This window comes from Desulfocicer niacini, from assembly GCF_054657595.1.
Genome location: NZ_BAAHYK010000016.1, coordinates 62,727 through 80,016 on the forward strand (window position 1 = coordinate 62,727; position 17,290 = coordinate 80,016).

General features: G+C 44.3%; 17 protein-coding genes. 12 read left to right on the top strand and 5 right to left on the bottom strand.

Annotated elements, in window-relative coordinates; translation table 11 throughout:
• Positions 1 to 7 precede the first annotated feature (7 nt).
• The 6 genes from ACYQ2M_RS10445 to fliW all read left to right on the top strand — a co-directional run bounded on the left by ACYQ2M_RS10445 (position 8) and on the right by fliW (position 4,463).
• Entirely contained in the window at positions 8 to 286 is a 279-nt protein-coding gene (locus ACYQ2M_RS10445; RefSeq protein ID WP_459916280.1) for a rod-binding protein, read from the top strand.
• Positions 287 to 468: 182 nt separating this feature from the next.
• Positions 469 to 951, top strand: coding sequence for a flagellar export chaperone FlgN (gene flgN / locus ACYQ2M_RS10450; RefSeq protein ID WP_459916281.1), 483 nt, complete (start codon positions 469 to 471; stop codon positions 949 to 951).
• Between the two features lie 2 nt (positions 952 to 953).
• Positions 954 to 2,672 (top strand): flagellar hook-associated protein FlgK, encoded by a 1,719-nt coding sequence (flgK, locus tag ACYQ2M_RS10455; protein ID WP_459916282.1) that lies wholly within the window; start codon positions 954 to 956, stop codon positions 2,670 to 2,672.
• 34 nt (positions 2,673 to 2,706) lie between these two features.
• Positions 2,707 to 3,633, top strand: a complete 927-nt coding sequence (gene flgL / locus ACYQ2M_RS10460) for a flagellar hook-associated protein FlgL (RefSeq protein ID WP_459916283.1) — start codon at positions 2,707 to 2,709, stop codon at positions 3,631 to 3,633.
• 108 nt (positions 3,634 to 3,741) lie between these two features.
• A complete protein-coding gene (gene csrA / locus ACYQ2M_RS10465; protein ID WP_459916284.1) occupies positions 3,742 to 3,993 on the top strand; it encodes a carbon storage regulator CsrA in 252 nt (83 codons plus the stop codon).
• Positions 3,990 to 4,463 (top strand): flagellar assembly protein FliW, encoded by a 474-nt coding sequence (fliW, locus tag ACYQ2M_RS10470; RefSeq protein WP_459916285.1) that lies wholly within the window; start codon positions 3,990 to 3,992, stop codon positions 4,461 to 4,463. Before csrA ends, fliW begins: the two co-directional genes overlap by 4 nt.
• 76 nt (positions 4,464 to 4,539) lie before the next feature.
• Here fliW and flgM read toward each other — a convergent pair whose 3' ends face one another.
• The 4 genes from flgM to ACYQ2M_RS10490 all read right to left on the bottom strand — a co-directional run bounded on the left by flgM (position 4,540) and on the right by ACYQ2M_RS10490 (position 7,545).
• Positions 4,540 to 4,866, bottom strand: coding sequence for a flagellar biosynthesis anti-sigma factor FlgM (gene flgM, locus ACYQ2M_RS10475; RefSeq protein ID WP_459916286.1), 327 nt, complete (start codon positions 4,864 to 4,866; stop codon positions 4,540 to 4,542).
• 109 nt (positions 4,867 to 4,975) lie between these two features.
• A complete protein-coding gene (locus ACYQ2M_RS10480) occupies positions 4,976 to 5,389 on the bottom strand; it encodes a DVU0524 family FlgM-associated protein (RefSeq protein WP_459916287.1) in 414 nt (137 codons plus the stop codon).
• Between the two features lie 235 nt (positions 5,390 to 5,624).
• Positions 5,625 to 6,542 (bottom strand): MBL fold metallo-hydrolase, encoded by a 918-nt coding sequence (locus ACYQ2M_RS10485; RefSeq protein WP_459916288.1) that lies wholly within the window; start codon positions 6,540 to 6,542, stop codon positions 5,625 to 5,627.
• Positions 6,543 to 6,642: 100 nt separating this feature from the next.
• Positions 6,643 to 7,545 carry an HDOD domain-containing protein gene (locus ACYQ2M_RS10490; RefSeq protein WP_459916289.1) on the bottom strand — a complete coding sequence of 301 codons (903 nt, stop codon included), beginning with the start codon at positions 7,543 to 7,545 and terminating at the stop codon, positions 6,643 to 6,645.
• A gap of 869 nt (positions 7,546 to 8,414) precedes the next feature.
• Between ACYQ2M_RS10490 and ACYQ2M_RS10495 the strand changes: the two genes are divergently transcribed.
• Together ACYQ2M_RS10495 and ACYQ2M_RS10500 are read left to right on the top strand one after the other, a co-directional pair.
• Positions 8,415 to 9,785: a GGDEF domain-containing protein gene (locus ACYQ2M_RS10495; RefSeq protein ID WP_459916290.1), complete on the top strand. Its 1,371-nt coding sequence runs from the start codon at positions 8,415 to 8,417 to the stop codon at positions 9,783 to 9,785.
• Between the two features lie 10 nt (positions 9,786 to 9,795).
• A complete protein-coding gene (locus tag ACYQ2M_RS10500) occupies positions 9,796 to 10,281 on the top strand; it encodes a J domain-containing protein (protein WP_459916291.1) in 486 nt (161 codons plus the stop codon).
• 134 nt (positions 10,282 to 10,415) lie between these two features.
• Here the strand turns inward: ACYQ2M_RS10500 and ACYQ2M_RS10505 are convergent, their stop codons facing one another.
• On the bottom strand, positions 10,416 to 11,075 hold the full coding sequence (locus tag ACYQ2M_RS10505) for a GGDEF domain-containing protein (RefSeq protein WP_459916292.1): 660 nt from the start codon (positions 11,073 to 11,075) through the stop codon (positions 10,416 to 10,418).
• A gap of 490 nt (positions 11,076 to 11,565) precedes the next feature.
• Between ACYQ2M_RS10505 and ACYQ2M_RS10510 the strand changes: the two genes are divergently transcribed.
• The 4 genes from ACYQ2M_RS10510 (at position 11,566) to ACYQ2M_RS10525 (ending at position 17,278) form a co-directional block, all read left to right on the top strand.
• Positions 11,566 to 12,735 carry a YkgJ family cysteine cluster protein gene (locus tag ACYQ2M_RS10510; RefSeq protein ID WP_459916293.1) on the top strand — a complete coding sequence of 390 codons (1,170 nt, stop codon included), beginning with the start codon at positions 11,566 to 11,568 and terminating at the stop codon, positions 12,733 to 12,735.
• Between the two features lie 131 nt (positions 12,736 to 12,866).
• On the top strand, positions 12,867 to 13,190 hold the full coding sequence (locus ACYQ2M_RS10515) for a carboxymuconolactone decarboxylase family protein (RefSeq protein ID WP_459916294.1): 324 nt from the start codon (positions 12,867 to 12,869) through the stop codon (positions 13,188 to 13,190).
• Positions 13,191 to 13,240: 50 nt separating this feature from the next.
• Positions 13,241 to 14,605, top strand: coding sequence for an aspartate kinase (locus tag ACYQ2M_RS10520; protein ID WP_459916295.1), 1,365 nt, complete (start codon positions 13,241 to 13,243; stop codon positions 14,603 to 14,605).
• A gap of 81 nt (positions 14,606 to 14,686) precedes the next feature.
• Positions 14,687 to 17,278 (top strand): cache domain-containing protein, encoded by a 2,592-nt coding sequence (locus ACYQ2M_RS10525; protein ID WP_459916296.1) that lies wholly within the window; start codon positions 14,687 to 14,689, stop codon positions 17,276 to 17,278.
• Positions 17,279 to 17,290 lie beyond the last annotated feature (12 nt).

Below are 17,290 nucleotides of genomic sequence, written 5' to 3' on the forward strand. Positions count from 1 at the left end.
CAAAGCCATGATAATAGAAATCCCACAGACAAGCTCAACGCCAATGGCCCCCCAGCAGACCAATGATTCACAACGCCTTAAAAAAGCCTGCAGTGATTTTGAATCTATTTTTATCAATCAGATGCTCAAGGCCTCTGATACCGGCATTTCTGGAGAGGGTGGTTTTTTGAATGGCAATGATGGAAAAATCATTAAATCCATGTTCAATGAGAAACTGGCCGGTACCATGTCATCTGGTGGGGGAATTGGTCTGGGTGAAATACTCTTTGAAAAGTTGAAGGCATAGGGCTTGACCACAAGATCGGTAGCTCTTCACAATTGCAGGTTTAATGGGGGCAGCACCCTCATCCTGAACCCATTTCCATATACAGAAATGAAGACTGGGTAAAATACTGCAGAAATAGATAAAGTTATGTCACGTGACGTCGATAATACATAAAGGGGCAATGGATTTTTATGGAAGAGGCAATGGTTCAATCCATCGAAAAAATGCTTGAAAAGAAAATGTCACTTTACCATGACCTGCATCACTGTTTTAATGAAGAGCGTTGTGCCCTTATCAACGTGGATGTGACGGCTTTATGGAATATCTCAAGTAAAAAAGATGCCTTGTGCCTGGAGATCTCTCACCTGAGACAAAAAATTATCACTGTTGCTGCCCCTTTGATTCATCTTGAACCCTTTGATTTAAAATTATTGTCCAGCATTCTTCCAAGGGAAACTCTCGGGGCCTTTAACAAGACTGTACAACGCATTGACAGTTTAAAAAAAGATATTGAGGGGTTAAGGCGGCATAACATGATTTTTATGAACGATTCCCTTCAATTTCTTGATGACATGATGGCCATCATCTCAAGGGGCGGCAGGAGGTCCAACGCCCCCATGATATACAATCGTCGCTGCAGCATTAATAAGGGAAAATCAACCCATATTTTGAGCCAGGAGGTCTGATCATGTCCGGTCTGGGGTCTATATTTAATATTGCAGGTTCTGCCTTATCCGTTCATAAACACGGTATTGAGGTAACCTCTAATAACATTGCCAATGTTGATACCCCCGGTTACAGTAGACAGACAGCCTTACTTCAGGCATCCAACCCGGAAAAAAGTAATAACCTGATTCTGGGCCGCGGGGTTGAAATTGATGCGGTGACCAGTGCCAGCGATCGTTTTCTTGAAGGGAGGCTGCAGGAGCAGAGCACCTCACTTTCCTTTTATCAGGAACAGGATACATATGTCTCAAACATTGAGCAGATTTTAAGCCCGGATTCCGACGCGGATGTGTCTTCTCTGCTGTCAACTTTCTGGAATTCATGGCAGGAGGTGGCAAACAATCCCTCCGGCACTTCGGAACGTATTGTACTTTCCGATAACAGCGCATTGTTAGCAGAGGCTTTTAATAGACTGGATTCAGAAATGCAGGCTCTGGTGAAGGACGTAAATGACTCCCTTGCGGTGGGGGTTGAAGCGGTCAATGTGCTTTCCCAGGACATTGCCGGACTTAATGAGCAGATCATGGAGGCGGAAGCAGGGGGGAATGCCGCCCATACTCTGAGGGATATGCGCAATTCCAAGGTGAGTGAGCTGTCTGAATACATGAACATTTCCTCCTTTGAAACCCAGGAGGGCAATCTTACCGTAATGGCTGGTAACGGCATTGATATTGTGCGGGACAACAGCAGTTTTGACATGGAAATCAGCGATGGTAAGGTGTTGGTTTCGGGCGCCGGAGGCAATAAGTGGGACATCACTCAAAGCACAGACAGTGGAAAAATCGGTGGATGGCTGGATATCCGGGATAATGTGGTACCTGATTATCAAAAGGATATTGATGCCGTGTCCAACGCATTTATCTGGCAGGTGAACAGCCAGCACAGCCAGGGTACCGGACTGCAAAATTTTGAGGCGGTGTCCGGCTCCTATCCGGCCTCGGATGTAAACGTAGCTATGGGGTCTTCCGATTTAACCTATCATGACAAGATTGTTAGCGGAGAAGTTAAGCTGTGGGTGGATGATGGTAACGGTACTGTTTTATCCCACCCAATCAATATTGATCCCAGTACCGACTCGCTGACTGACCTTGCTAACAAGATTGATTCTCTGGAAGGCATTTCCGCGCAAGTAAGCGATGGTGCCCCCTTTGAAATCAGCGCAGACAGCGGGTATTCTTTCGCGTTTTCCGATGATACAAGCAATGTACTGGCTGCCCTTGGAATAAATACTTTTTTTACTGGAAATGCTGCCGGAAACATGGGGGTTAATGACACCGTGACATCCGGAGGAGACTTTATTGCGGCAGGTCTCCTTGATGGAACGGGTACTCGGGTAGTGGGAGATAATTCTAATGCCGTGGCCATTGCGGATCTGCAGTTTACCTCCATGACCATAGGAGATGCCGATGGTGGCACGGTGGGAGTTCTTGAAACCACAGCCGAAACTTTTTACCATACACTGCTGGGATCTGTGGCTACCCTTGCGTCGGGCATCAACATGAACAAAGACACCAGTGAAGCAATGGTCCAGCAATTGACGGACATGCGGGATAGTTTTTCAGGCGTTTCCCTGGATGAAGAAATGATAAATCTGATGACATCCCAGAGTGCCTATGCGGCTGCTGCCAAATTGATTACCACCGCAGATGAGATGCTGGATACTTTGCTTAATATGAAATAGGACTTTTACCTGGCTGTGAGATCAGGATATCTGAATGTATCCGGAAGAAAAAACCGGAAAAATTTTTCTGGAAATCAAGGAGTCTCCTATGAGAATTGCCAATACTATGGTGTATAATATGGTCCGATCCAACCTGGGAAATATCACCAGCGATTTGAACGATGCCACGGAAACGGCCATCACCGGTAAGCGGATTCTGAAGCTTTCCGATGATCCCATAGGGCTTACCAAGTCCCTGGGTATCCGATCCAGCCTTGATGGATTTGAACAGGTGGAAAGGGGCATTTCCCTTGGCAATACATGGTTGACCGCCTCTGAAAACACCCTGACCCAGACCCAGAACTTGGTTACTGACACAAAAACCCTGGCCATACAGATGGCCAATGCCCCCATAAGCCATGCTGAACGACAATCGGCTGCCGGGATTGTTCAAAATACCATGGAAGAAATTATCTCACTTGCCAATATAAAAGTAGATGATAGATATCTTTTTTCCGGTTCCCAGACCAACGTCCCGGCATTTACCTTGGATGAGGAGAACACGGCAAACTACAATGGAGACAGCAACCCTTTTTCCATAAAAATTGGAGACAGCACTGTGACCATTGGCAATGATGGTGAGGAGTTATTCGGAAATTTGTTTGATACCCTTAAGGATTTTAAAGCAGCCCTGGAAGGTGATGACCTTACCGGTATAAACACGGCCATGACTGCGCTTGAGGAGGATTTTAACCGACTGAATACGGCCATCAGCACAGTGGGAACAAAAATGAACCGCATGGACATAAAATCAGCCATTTATCAGGACCTGACCCTCAGTGAGACGGAACGTTTATCCGGCATTGAAAATGTCGATATTACTGAGGCCATAACCAATCTTCAACAAAAGCAGTTGGTTTACCAGGCAGCTCTTGCATCATCTTCAAAGGTGATGGAACTGAGTCTGTTGGATTACCTGTAGGCATTGCTCATAACAATGGTCAGTGGTCATAATTGGTGGACCAATGGAGTCATTGTGTTATGATTAAATCTAAGAATTGACTGAAACCTTAAAGGCCAGGGATGTGCCATGCTTATACTGACACGGAAGTCAGGAGAACAGATTGCCATTGGCGATGATATTGTGATTACCTTCCTTGAAATCAAGGGAACGCAGATTAAAGTGGGAATTGAAGCCCCTCGGGATGTCACCATTCATCGTCAGGAAGTATATGAGCGGGTGAGGGAAGAAAATATGGCCGCGGCAGCCATGACTGCCGAATCGCTTTCCCTTGCATCTGAATTTTACACCCGGATTACCAGTACAAAGGAAGAAAAGTGAAGATTCAAACCACAAGATTTGGTCAGATAACCCTGAGCGATGAGCAGGTAATAGACATGCCCCATGGTATGCTGGGTTTTTCCGAACACAGGCGGTATGTAATTATACAAAACAAAAAAGATTCCCCTTTTTTCTGGTATCAATGCCTTGATGATCCGGATCTGGCCTTTGTCATCACCCGACCCTACCTCTTTATGCCGGATTATAATCCACATGTCAAAGAGGGGCTTGCCCATATGGCTTGGCAAATGGATGATGCGCAAATTTTGAAATCACTGGAAATATATGTGGTGGTGAATATTCCGAGGGGAGCTCCTGGAAAAATGACAGGAAATTTCATGGGGCCTTTGGTTGTAAATCCCCTGTGCCAGCAGGCGGTGCAGGTGGTCCTTTCAGAAGGGGGCTATTCCCACAGGACCCGTTTGTTTGTTCAAGACACTGAAAAAATACAAAAGGAAGCGGTGGTGTGAGGTAATGGAGTTTTGATTTGGGCAGGCTGTTCAGCCGGGGCTGGCTGTAAACCTGAAACCAGGCCCCACATGAATATCAAAAGCTCATTAAATCATTTGTAAAGTGATCCACCATTTTGTCGGCAATGGCCTGGGGGTTCAATCCATATTGCCCTGCTGCAATTTTTTCTTTAAGGGCCAGAACCTTGTCCTGTCTGATATCCGGGGTATCTGCAATGGCGGTTTTCATGAGCGATGCCTCCTTGGAGGCTTGGGACAAATTAACAATGGCATCCTGTGTGGCGCCTTGTTTATCCGGGGAGGCGGACTCGGAAGGTTGTTCACCGGTTCCCACGGCAGTTTTTCCAGCCTTTGGAGATATTTTTTCAAGATCGTAGTTTGTGTAGGTATTGTCAATTTTCATATAAAAATGCTCCAGATACGTGGTCAATACTGTAATTAAGGATGAGGCATACCAACTGGTTCTTCCTCACTGGATTCTTAATAATCCGCTGCTCTGAAATCACAAATTTCTAAATCATGTTTTGGCTGACGGTGTTTTTAATATGTCCTTTCAATTGTTCCAACAGCTCACCAGAGGTTTCTTCAGAAATTTCAAGGGTTGTGGTACCTGTATCGTCTATGGCTTTAAATTCGAACTCATTCCCATTTTTTCTGGACAGGATCAAGGGGTGGCCATATTCGTCTTGGAGTTTTTCAAAAGCTTGTTTTTCATCATGGCTCTGTGGGCCGTTTTTGGCAATCTGGTCCAGCATGTCAGTGGAGACTTTTTCAATTACCGCGTCTCTCTTATTTCCGGCAGAAATGCTTACCATATCCGGGGTGCGCTGGTTTCCTGGTCTGGTTTGACTTGAAATACGTCCTTGACGAAGCTGGTTGCCATAAACCCTCAAGACGTTGTTTATCTGGTATGTGGAAATAACCATAGTCCTACCCCAATTTTTGTTCGCCAGCTCTGGCAGAAAGATAATATCTGTTAAGAGCAGCAATCAACGGTCTTTATCTCATTTACTCGATCAACCCAGGTTGCCAGGGTATTAGCGGTAAAAAACAGGGCCATCCTGTTTGAGCTGAAAAAGTCATTCGATTTATATCTCGACACACCAGGCAAAAAACTTGAGAAAAAAATATTTTTTTTGGGGGGAAGGGATGCCAACGGCATTATAACGAGATTTCCATTCCTTCTCTGGCAAAAAACACCCCAAGTCTTCCATTGGCAGTGTTTTTACAAAATTGCTCACTTAAAGCATCAATTTCTTTATCTGTGCGCATGGGGTCATGGTGAAACAGAGCCAATTGTTTTGCATTGGCCTTTTGGGCAGTTTCAATGGCATATTCGGCTGAACTGTGTCCCCAGCCGATTTTTGAGGAAGTATATTCCTGACTGGTATACTGTGCATCATGGATAAGGAGATCTGCATCCTGGTAAAAGGCTTCCAGTCGCCGATTTTCCTGTTGAGCGACTTCTTCTCCTTCCGCGGCCATATTTGCATCATAGGATTCGTCTTCCGGATCATTGCAGAAAATATTTCTGAAGGGTTCCGTGTCATATGCCGTGCAGAGTACTTTGTCATGATATTCAAAACGATAACCCAGGCAAAGCAGGGGGTGATTCAGATATTGCACCTTTAAAATGGCCCCGTTCCCCAGGTCATAGCGCCCTTCCTGGAGTTCAAAATATTTTATTTCTGCCGCCAGTTCCGTCTGGCGGACTGGAAAATATTCGTAGGTAAGCTGGCCGCCCACAACATTTTCAAGCGGAGTGGTACCACAGGATACCGGCCCATAAACCTTTACTGTTGTACCGGGTATGTAAAGCGGAGTAAAAAAGGGAAACCCCATGATATGATCCCAATGTGTGTGGGAAAGAAAAATTTCAAGATTCAGGGGGCCTTCTGACAAAACCCGGGTCATTAATGAATTCCCAAGTTCTCTTATACCTGATCCAGCATCCAAAATAATCAAACGATCTGGATTTTTAAATGAAATTTCAATACAGGCAGTGTTGCCGCCATATTTAATGGTATCGGGTCCTGGACATGGTATAGAGCCACGAACTCCCCAAAATTTAATTTTCATTGTATTGCCTTAAATTTTATATTTTGTGTTGGTCATACGGTTTTCTGTGTGACAAGCAGGGCTTTCATCGACAATGCGACACCGTTGGCCACGATCCCCCTTAAGCTAAATTTAAAAAGCTTTTAGCATTTTTGATTTCCTTTGAAATGATGCCATGAAATTCTGTGAGTTTTTGAAAATGGATACCTGTATGCGTTAGAAGCATCTTAAATTCAGGGGAGAGTTCTTCCTGTGGAACTTCCATTTTTCCGGACGGGTTCTGTGCGTCACATAAATTTGAATAAACGTCCGCCAGTTCAATTATTAATCCTAATTGACTGTTATTTCTTTTTTTTTTGATTCTGGTGAGATGGTGAAACGTCAGTCCATCTCTTATGGCATCTCCCAGTTGCCATTTCTCGGCAATCATTTTTCCGGCACCGCAATGGGTAAATCCCAACAATGCATTTTCAATGATGCATATATCCATGCGCCGGGCTTTTGAAATTTTCAGTGCCTGGGCGTAATGTTGAGAAAATTGATGACTCAAGGGGATTTTGCCAAGGTCGTGCATTAAGCCTGCCAGAAAAAATAATTCCTGTTCCATCGCAGGAACAGCCATTTCTCTGGCGATCAATTTTGCCGAGACACCCACCTGAATGGAGTGGTTCCAGAAAGCATCCATATCCAGACCATCCCCGCCGGGACTGCTGTTAATGCATTTTACAATGGCGGAGCTTAATACAATATTTTTGATGGTATTGATGCCAAGAATGATGATGGCCCGGGTTAGGGATGTCACTTTATTACGCCGTGCATAATATGCTGAATTAATGAGTTGCAGAACCTTTCCCGTGAGGACGGGGTCAAGTGAGATCACGCGGTTCAAGTCATTGGGGGAGGGCATGGTGGTGTTGCATACCTGCATTACTTTGGCGGCGGTGGTGGAAAGACTGGGCATGTTTGAAATATATGTATGGATTTTTTGTTGGGTATCAGCTTTATTTATTTGTGGTATATCCATCGCTTCTTCAGTCTTGTTTTGGGGAGGTGGTTATAATATTTGGCCAGTCATTATAATAGGGGTGAGCCTGGCTTGATCACAACATGGTCCACCCGTCACATTTGGTGGACCAAGGGGTTCAGGCTTGTGCGATTGAGGGCTGATGTGTTTATCAAAATTCATGCTTTTAACAGCCACCTGTTATCTAAAAGTTCTGTTTAATAAGAGTGCCAATAAGCCAATCTTGATCCAACTCCAGAGTGGCCGATCTTGTGATCAAACCCGACTTGTGTGGTCAAACTTTATTTATTGAAAGCCGATTTTCCAGGGATACTGCAGGCAAAGTAAGCCCTATTCCCTTTTTCGACAAGCCTTCGGAAACCACCATGAGCATTTATTGTAATGCAAGGTGTATGAATGTATAAATATTCTATTATTTTTTCACCTTATTACATGTTGTTAATTTTGTTGTTTAATGCCATTTTTTTCTAAAACCATTTACTATAACCCGTGTGTAATGTAAGGTCAAGGCAGCATCTTTAAAGCAGTTTGTTCAGATTTGAGCACTTGTTTTAATGGCCAGCTGTTTAAAAAAAACAGCTGGCCATAACGTCGGTCGTCCGTCGCAATTTGGTGGACCAACGGGCTCAAGCGTGTGTGATTAAAGGCTAAAACTTCTATCTGGTTTTATATTCATATCAGCTATTTGTGTGTTTGAAGGCAGATTTAAATAAAAGTGTCAACAAGGCGAAACCTGACCCCATGCCGGAATGGCCGATCTTGTGATGAAGCCCCCAAAATATGATGAATTCCGAAACATGATGTCTGGACTTCTGATTGAAATGATTTTGATTTTGTCATTCAGTTAGTTCAGCATGGGTAAGAATAAAATGAGTGAAAAAAATTATACTCAAGCGGATGTAGAGATCCTTCTGAAAAACTTGTTTGAAGAAAAACAGTGTCTGATCAGAGTAATAAGTACCTATGGTATGCTTGCAGAATCCTTTCCTGAGTATGCAAATGAAATAAACAATATAAAACCTCTGCTTAGGCAGGAATCTCCTCTGCCTCTGAAGTCTATTGAAAAATCAATTAAACTTCTGCGTAAAGAGATTTTAGCAAGAGAGCTTGCGGGTACCACGCGGTTGTCCCTTGGAGACATCCAGGCGGAAACGGATGCTTTAACAACGCAGATTACAGAGATTCTACGTATGCTCAGGCGTGTTATTTATTTCTTTCTGGAAGATTTTTATCCATTGGAGGAAACCCTTGAAAAAAAGGCATCCACCATCCACATTGATGTTAACGCAGGTGTTGCCATGGATACTGTTGGACAACAGGTTCAAGCCTTTACCGAATACAGCGTGGCATTGAAACAAAAAATTTTCAGTGATTTCATGGCAGTCAATGAAACTTTTTTAGATTTATTGAAACAGGTTAAAATGATCGAAAAAATCACCCAGGATGAATTTAATACAGATATCCGGGCGAAAGCGTTTCAGAATTTTGAAGACACCATCGGTCAAGAAATGGGGGCCATCACCCAGGCCTTTGAGTTTAAGCAGAATATCCATGACCTTAAGACGGCAGTGTTTAAGAAACTGGGAAATATTAAAAAAATTATTGCCCGGAAAAAGCAGGTGGAGCTTGATCAACTTGAACAGGCCAATAAAAAAATCAATCAATTAAAGAAAAAAGTGGCTGATGTGCAAGCCGATGCCAGAAAAATGTTTGCCAAGGCGGAAAGCTTTCAGCAGGCGGCTTTATTTGACGGCCTGACCGAAGTGTACAACCGCAAATCATTTGAGATGCAATTGAATAAATCCATTGCCCGGATATCTGAAGTCGGGGAATGTCTGGCACTGATCATGATTGATGTCAATCGTTTTAAGTGGATTAATGATACCTTTGGCCACGTGGCTGGCGATAAAGTTCTTAAAGCCATAGCCAATAATTTGAAAGCTAATTTTCGAAAATCGGATTTTATTGCCCGTTATGGTGGCGATGAGTTTGTTGTGCTGGTGGATGGCCTGGATGCTGACGATGTTCAGGAGGGTATTCAAAGGTTTAAAGCGCGTTTAAAGGCCATAAAATTTATTTCTCATACCCGTAAAACCAATATCAAGGTAGAAATTAGCGCAGGCCTTGCCATGGCAAAGCCGGGGGATTCCGGGGCAGCGCTTGTGCACCGGGCCGACCAGGCCATGTATGAAGATAAGAAAAATAACGCCTCCTTCTCTCTGGATACGGCAGAGGAATAGGTGACGGTGTATGAACAGGGAAAAAGCATTTGGGTTGCTTGGCGTTGTACCGGGGGATTCCCTGGAAATGGTGAAGGCAAAATACAGAAGCAAGGCAAAACAATGCCATCCGGACCGCTTTGCCCATGATCCGTCTTTGATGAAAGCGGCCGAAGTTGAGATGACACGGATTAACCTTGCCTATAACCTTGTATGTACCCAGTTGAAGTCTGTCGAGTCGTCTTCTTATGGCCTTGATGGTGATACTGCAAAGGGAACTGACCTTATCCCATGGTTATTTCTACTCAATTGGAGTCTGGACATTGCAAAGCCTCTGATTAAGAAGGCCAGGGGTTTTCTAAGTTTTCAGCAGGGACATCAACGCCGGACCGGAGATCCTGGTAAACCTATTCGGGAAGAGTGTCCAGGCGCGCGGGTCATAAAAAAAAGTTTTGACGACATTCTGCAACAAAAGGTGGCAGACATGAAAAACAGCCGGCATCATGAAAAACAATAATTCGGTACTCGGCTGTTTTTTAATTCACCGTTTTCCAGGGGCAGCATTCATAGAATTCAGAACCCCGGGCTTGATAAATTATAAATCAATAAAATTTGACGTCCTTAAACCTTGACTTCTGGGAAAAACAGGGTTTATGAAAAAAGAGCTATTCGTTCTTCCATGCTGATCTGTCTGGATTCCGTGGTCAGAGCTTTCCTGTTATAGCAGATACGGTTACGGCCTGTCTTTTTTGCCTGGTACATCCAGGCATCAGAACGTTCTATAAATTGGTTCACGGTATCATAATGAAAGCCTTTGTATGATTCCACCCCAAAACTTGCCGTAAGTGTGACCGATTCGTTTTTGAGTATCAAGGGGGTAGTTGCCAGCGCCTTTCTAAGTCTTTCTGCCATTTTTACCGCATTTGCAAGACCTTCGTTGGGCAGGACAAACACAAATTCTTCACCACCATACCGACAGGGGAAATCCATTCTTCTAATATTTCTTTTAAATATTGTGCTGGCCCAGCGAAGGGCGGTGTTGCCGCATTCATGACCGAACTGATCGTTGATTCGTTTGAAAAAATCAATGTCTGCCATGATGATACTGGTGGGAAGGCCGGAACGTCTTGTTCGCTCCATTTCACAATCAAGTGTATTCAGAAGAAAGGCGTAGTTGTAATAACCCGTCAGTTCATCTCTTATGGATAATTTTTTGAGCCGCTCGCATTCTTTCTTCAAGCGAATATAGTCGTCATAGAATTGACACTGCTTTATATCCATCGGGCATGTTAACAATTCTTCCAGTTCCACCTTATCCTCCTGAGGGATGATGCTAAAAGATTAGGTAAATATACGGCAGGTACCCCAAAGTGGCCCATGTTATGAACAAGCCCGGCCCAGCATTTACATTATCAACCCGAATATCTACAAGATTAGCAAATAGGACTCAATGATCAAAATTCAAAATATTTGTTTTGATACTATAGATATACGGCTTTGTCAAAAAGAACCAAGGGATTTGCCCATCCCCAGGTTGTTATAACTGGTGGATCAACGGGATCAAGGCTGCATTATTGTGTTTTTTGCTCTTTACAATAAACAATTATTTGATAAGTTAGGCTCAATCGGGCTTGAGCACAGAAACAATGCAGGCCAGGCACCGTTGCAATCCCGACGGTCAAGGATTACCAGCGCTGTGATCAAAACCAATAAATTTACAACCTGTATGCTCTGATGTCTCCACAAATTCCTGTGGTCTCCTCTCTGCCATACCCGTATGTTTTACCAAGGAGAGAACTATATGGAAATGGACCATGCAGAAGTAAAACGCGCCTTGAGCGACCTTTTTTCAGATATTCTGATACCCTTTTTTAATGCAGATCTAACCGTTGAAGGGTGCCGGTTGTCGCTGGAGAAAATAACCACACTGTCTGAAAGTATTGTTTCCAGAGTCCACGCAGAACAGTCAGGTGTGCCGGTGGCCTGCAGTTCCGGTTGCAGCTATTGCTGTCACGCCCAGGTAAAACTAACGCCGCTGGAGGCCCTGGTTTTATTTTATTGGATGAAAGAAACATTTACCAGCGGTCAGCAGATGACTTTACAAGAACGTATCACCAACAACCGGCAACTCACCGAAGATGTTGACCTTGAACATCGCGTGATCGTTAAAGACCGGACTCCCTGCATTTTCCTGGAAAAGGGCGTGTGCAGCATATATCCGGTACGTCCGTTCATCTGCAGGGCCTGGACATCCTACGATGGTATGATATGCAAACAGGCATTTACATCCGGGGATGCCACCGCTGAAATTGATTCTTCGGGCTCCAGCAATTTTGTTTATTCCCTGGCAAGGCAGAGCATTGAAAAAATATGTGAAATGCATGGAAAGGCCTGGATGCCACTGGAGTTACCCCGGGCCATGGCTTATTGTTTTACGCAAAATGATTTGTTTAACCGATGGACTCAGGGAACGGCCTTTTTTGATATGAGCTTACCGGCGGTCCTTGTTCCTGAAATATATGGATCTTCATTCATGGAAATCCATGTACCGGCCTTTTTCCGACGATTTTCCCTTTCCTATAAAAAAGATGGGGAATGCATAGAGTATTTTCTCTACAGCAAAGAAAAAAAACATGATATTTCAACGTCTCTGATCGTGTCCCATGATGTCTTTTCCAAAGCCATAAATGTTTCCAAGTTTTATCCGGAAATTTACAAGGAAGCACTTCCAAGGTACATGTCTGCGGCGTGCTTTTTTATGATGATGCACCATGCGGCGGCTTTGTTCGACATTCATTGTGACTGCAGGATCTGCCTTGAAACCAGATCCCATGTGTTTGAATCCTTCTATGAGCGGCTCAAGGATTTTGATTTTGTTATTCACCAGCACCGCATCTCAGATAATTGTAATGTAAGGGGATGTTATCATGATTTTCCCGTGGAAACTGCTATGATTACCCTGGCTGCGTAATAATGGACACAAAATGGGTTTGTAATATTTTTGCTGAAGATTAAATCAACGGAATCACCCCTTTTATGGGCTTATAACGGGTGGCAAATGTTGTGAGCAAGCCCTATTATTTTTAAAAACAGGAGATTAAAATGAGAATGTTGGCAGAATTTTTTCCCGAGTTTGCTGAAAAACTTGATGAAATGGATGCACTTTATGAGAATAAACGAACCATTGATGAAAAGACTTTTCAATTTATTTGTTTTGCCTTGTCCATCAAGGGAAGATCCAAACCCTGTGTGCTGAAACATTTCAAGGGTGCCCTGGAGGCAGGGGCGACAGTTAAGGAACTTTCTTATATTATGGCGCTTGTGATGCGGGAAGCCGCCGGGGCAGATGATTGCTGGACCCACGATGTTCTGGGAGATTGGAAAGAAATACTGGCAGGTAATATCTCGTGTGACTGTCAGAAATAACGAGTGTTTTCATGTACGAGTTGGGGTTTTGAAAGGCATAAAAAAAGTCAATGAAGGTTATAAAAATTGGTGGTGGGTGTTTAAAAGGAGAGGTGGTTGTTCGCAGTATTGTGGATTTGATTGCAAAACGGGGCAGGGGAGATGTGTTTGTTTTGTCTGCTCTTTCCGGTGTTACAGACCGGCTGATCAACGGTATTGATCTGGCATTGAAAGATGAAGCCCTTATCGGTGCTGTCATTGAAGGTATTCGGGAAGAGCATCTCAAGATTGCCAGGGGTCTGATGCCGGGCAATGCCGATTACGAGGCCTTGGAGCAGGAGCTGGCTCCCCATTTTTTAAAAATTGAACGGTATTATTTCGGGATTAACTTCACCCGGGAAGCCACCCCCCGGATGCGGGATATCATCATCAGCTATGGCGAACGCCTGTCGGTCCTGCTGATATCCCGGGTACTGAAAAGCAGGGGTGAAGACGCTTTTTGCATCATGCCCCGGGACGCTGGCATCATCACCGACGGGCGATTTGCCGATGCAACGGCAAACATGGAAAAAACCACTGAAAATGTTAAACACAATGTATTGCCCCGTTTAACCAGGGAAACCATTGTGTTTATTCCCGGTTTTTTCGGCATCAGTGAATCCGACGAAGTCACCACCTTTGGCCGGGGGGGCAGTGACTATTCAGCCGCTGTGGTGGCAGCTGCTTTAAAGGCAGATCTACTTGAAATCTGGAAGGACACCGAAGGGTTTATGACAGCAGACCCCCGGGTAATTCCCGAGGCTAAACTTATTTCGGTGCTCAGCTACGAAGAGGCCTCGGAGCTTGCCTATTCCGGCGCATCCATTCTTCACCCCAGAACCGTGGAGCCGGTGCGCAAATCCGGTATCAATATTGCCATTAAAAACACGCTGAACCCCGATGGCCCCGGCAGCCTGATCACCGAGCAGGCCGTATCTGCAAAAAATGTCATCAAAAGTGTTTCCCACTCCATGGATATTGCCGTGTTAAAAGTATACGCTTCGGGGGTGGGACTGCGTCAGGGAATTCTGGCTCACATTGCCGGGTTGCTTTCCCAGGCAGGTATTAATATCAAGTCTGTGGTCACCTCTCAGACATGTATCAGCCTGCTGTTGTCCCGGAAAGATATTGGCCGGGCCCATACGGTTTTAAATGAAATGAAACCCCGGCTTTTCCGGGAAGCCGAGCAGATTACGGATACGGCTCTTATCAGTGTGGTGGGCGATGGGCTGCATAATCATCGGGGCATTGCCGCTAGGTGTTTCACTGCGGTTTCCGATGTGGATGTCAACATTGAAATGATTTCCTTTGGCCCTTCCAGGGCAGCACTTTATTTCCTTGTCCATGAAACGGATCTTGAAAAGACCATGACAGCCCTGCATTCACAGTTTGTTTAATATCGGATGTAGCGTTGGGCTTGGTCACACATCGACTGTTGTGATCAAGCTCAGAATCACATGAAACTCAAGATATTAAAAATGGTCAAATTAATACGATTTTTAACAAACCTGAAGATTAGAACAAAACTGTTGGGCGGTTATACCTTGGTCGCCGTACTGGCCATTTTGCTGGGCGGAGCCGTCATTTACCAGCAGGTTCGCAGTACCATTGAAGCCAATATTGAAAGTGAGCTGACCAATGCCACAGCTGCCATTCAAAATATGGTTCGAACGGCAGCTGCCACTTCCATTAAAAATCACCTCAGGGCCATTGCAGATAAAAATAAGGAGATCGTAAAGAACATTCATGGTGATTTTCTCAAGGGCTTGATGACGGAAAATGAGGCCAAACTTCTGTGCCGGAAAATTCTTTTCAGTCAGACCATTGGTAGAACTGGATATATTTTTTGCGTTAGCTCCACTGGGATCGCCATAGAACACCCCAATACCGGAGTGGCCGGAAAAAAGTTTTTAAACCGGAAATTTGTCAAGAAAATGATACAAATGAAAACCGGGTATCTTGAGTATGACTGGAAGAATCCTGAAGAGGACGCATTAAAGCCCAAAGCCATGTACATCTCCTACTTTGAACCATGGGATTGGATTATTGCCGCCTCCACCTATAGAGAAGAATTTGCAGAACTTATTAATATCTCTGATTTCAGGGAAAGTATCCTGAGCCTGACCTTTGGAAAGAGCGGTTATACCTATATAAATGACAGCCGTGGCAATCTTATTGTGCATCCGTTTATGACCGGTAATTTTTTTGATGCAAAGGACAGGGACGGTGTTTATTTTGTTCGCAATATATGTCGTTTGAAAAACGGAAAAGCCGTTTACACCTGGAAAAATCCGGGAGAGAGCATTGAGCGGAGAAAAATGGTCATTTTTAAATATATTCCTAAATATGACTGGATTGTGGCGTCCACCACATACCTGGATGAGATTTTTGCCCCATTAAAGACTGTTCGAGATATTATTTTCACCATTGTCTTTTTGATTTGTGTTCTGGTCTTTTGTACATCTCTGTGGATAAACACCACCGTTATCCGGCCGTTGCAGATCCTTATGAACCAATTTGCCATGGGCGCATCCGGAGATTTCAATATTCGCATGCCTGTGAAGTCCACCGATGAAATCGGACAGCTGGCAGATTATTTTAATAAATTTATGGATACCTTGAACAGCTATGCCACCAATTTACGCTTGGAAATGAACCAGCACAAAATGACAGCCCAGGCCCTTCGGTCCAGCGAGGAAAAATATCGAACCATTCTGGAACGCATGGAAGAAGGATATTTTGAAGTGGATCTGTACGGAACTTTCAGCTTTTGCAACCATTCCATGGGTAAAATTCTGGGGAAAAAAGAAATAGATGTGGTGGGTAGCAGAATATGTAGCTACATGAAGCCTGAAAATTACGAAGCGTTGGACAAAATCTTTACCAAGGTAAAGTTGTCCAATCGGGCAAAGCAATTGCCGGATCTTGAATTAATTAAAGCCGACGGCACCATTTGTACGGTTGAAGCTTCAGTGTCTCTGAGGAGCTCTTCAGAGAATACCGCCAAGGGATTCAGTGGCGTTCTTCGGGATGTCAGTGAGCGAAAAAGAAATGAAAAGGCCCTTCGCCTGTCGGAAGAAATGTTTTCAAAAGCTTTTAGAAGCAGTCCTTCAGGCATGTTTATCGCCGCATTAAAAGACAGCCGAATTATCAATGTCAATGACCGTTTTTTGGCAGTTACCGGCTACAGCCTGTTTGACGTTATCGGTAAAGAGCTGTCGGCCATTCATTTTTTCTTCCATCCCGGGGATTGGAAAAAAATGAGAATATCCCTGACGGAAAAAATTCTTCTTAATAATCGGGAAATCACATTTCTTACTGCCACCGGAGAAAAGCGAACCGGAATGATCTCCATGGAACAGATAACCTTGTGGGGAGAATCCTGCATTCTTGGCGCAATTGAGGATATGACCGACGCCAGGCGACTGGAACGGGAAATTATCATCATCAGTGAAAGGGAACGTCAGAAACTTGCAATGGAACTGCATGATGATCTTTGCCCCCAGCTTATCGGTATCGAGGTGATGACCAAAATGTTGCAACAGCGTCTACATGGAAAAAAAGGCAATGTCTCCTTAGACGCTGAAGCGCAGCGTACAGGCAAAATTCGTGACCTGATTCTGGATGCCATTGAGAAAACCCGCCGTCTGTCAAAGGGGCTGTTTCCTGTGAACCTTACAGAGCTGGGATTTGATGCTTCCCTTGAAGAGTTGGCCACATATATCAGAGAGGTGTTTAACCTTTCCTGTATTCTCTCCTGTGATGTCATTTCACCATTTGATGATACAACGATGGCCACCCATGCTTATTATATTGTCCATGAAGCAGTACACAACGCTGTAAAACATGCCCGGGCCAAAAATATATATATTTCCTTGACGAATCAAGATGAAACCGCCAGATTAGCGGTTAAGGATGACGGCATCGGATTCCGGACCTCTGCTTTGTTCCGCGGCATGGGCATGCAAATAATGAGATATCGAGCCGGAAGGATTGGTGCGGTACTTGATGTTAAAGCAGCTCCGGGTGGTGGTACCATTGTTTTGCTTACCCTGGAGAGAAACCCATAAACTTCGAATTAA

Bases quoted from the DNA above. Each gene is read 5' to 3' on its own strand.
- ACYQ2M_RS10445 (WP_459916280.1), top strand. From the start codon at position 8: ATGATAATAGAAATCCCACAGACAAGCTCAACGCCAATGGCCCCCCAG.
- ACYQ2M_RS10520 (WP_459916295.1), top strand. From the start codon at position 13,241: ATGAAGGTTATAAAAATTGGTGGTGGGTGTTTAAAAGGAGAGGTGGTT.
- ACYQ2M_RS10515 (WP_459916294.1), top strand. From the start codon at position 12,867: ATGAGAATGTTGGCAGAATTTTTTCCCGAGTTTGCTGAAAAACTTGAT.
- ACYQ2M_RS10510 (WP_459916293.1), top strand. From the start codon at position 11,566: ATGGAAATGGACCATGCAGAAGTAAAACGCGCCTTGAGCGACCTTTTT.
- flgK (WP_459916282.1), top strand. From the start codon at position 954: ATGTCCGGTCTGGGGTCTATATTTAATATTGCAGGTTCTGCCTTATCC.
- flgN (WP_459916281.1), top strand. From the start codon at position 469: ATGGTTCAATCCATCGAAAAAATGCTTGAAAAGAAAATGTCACTTTAC.
- csrA (WP_459916284.1), top strand. From the start codon at position 3,742: ATGCTTATACTGACACGGAAGTCAGGAGAACAGATTGCCATTGGCGAT.
- ACYQ2M_RS10485 (WP_459916288.1), bottom strand. From the start codon at position 6,542: ATGAAAATTAAATTTTGGGGAGTTCGTGGCTCTATACCATGTCCAGGA.
- flgL (WP_459916283.1), top strand. From the start codon at position 2,707: ATGTATCCGGAAGAAAAAACCGGAAAAATTTTTCTGGAAATCAAGGAG.
- ACYQ2M_RS10500 (WP_459916291.1), top strand. From the start codon at position 9,796: ATGAACAGGGAAAAAGCATTTGGGTTGCTTGGCGTTGTACCGGGGGAT.
- ACYQ2M_RS10525 (WP_459916296.1), top strand. From the start codon at position 14,687: ATGGTCAAATTAATACGATTTTTAACAAACCTGAAGATTAGAACAAAA.
- ACYQ2M_RS10490 (WP_459916289.1), bottom strand. From the start codon at position 7,545: ATGGATATACCACAAATAAATAAAGCTGATACCCAACAAAAAATCCAT.
- ACYQ2M_RS10480 (WP_459916287.1), bottom strand. From the start codon at position 5,389: ATGGTTATTTCCACATACCAGATAAACAACGTCTTGAGGGTTTATGGC.
- ACYQ2M_RS10495 (WP_459916290.1), top strand. From the start codon at position 8,415: ATGAGTGAAAAAAATTATACTCAAGCGGATGTAGAGATCCTTCTGAAA.
- flgM (WP_459916286.1), bottom strand. From the start codon at position 4,866: ATGAAAATTGACAATACCTACACAAACTACGATCTTGAAAAAATATCT.